Genomic DNA, 252 nt, shown 5'->3' on the forward strand with positions numbered 1-252 from the left:
TAAGGTTGACACATATCATCGCTGAACGGGTTTCTGCCGATAAGGAGGTCGAAATGAAGCCAGGTATCTATGACAATCTGCCGGAAATGGACTATCACGGGGGCGCTGGCCTCTCGGCGTCCACACTGGTCGAAATGGGCCGTTCCCCTGCCCACTGTAAGGCAAAGCTCGATGGCCTGCGTGAAAAGCGCACACGGGCGCTGGATTTGGGTCAGGCGCTGCATTGTGCGGTGCTGGAGCCTGAACGTTTCC

General features: G+C 57.1%; 1 protein-coding gene. It reads left to right on the top strand.

Translation table 11 applies throughout. From position 1 onward, the window contains the following. Nucleotides 1–252, top strand: a 252-nt coding sequence (locus tag AK963_RS30915) for a PD-(D/E)XK nuclease-like domain-containing protein (RefSeq protein ID WP_175404834.1), incomplete at both ends; no start/stop codon positions are given.

Source organism: Endozoicomonas atrinae (assembly GCF_001647025.1).
GTDB classification, from domain to species: domain Bacteria; phylum Pseudomonadota; class Gammaproteobacteria; order Pseudomonadales; family Endozoicomonadaceae; genus Endozoicomonas; species Endozoicomonas atrinae.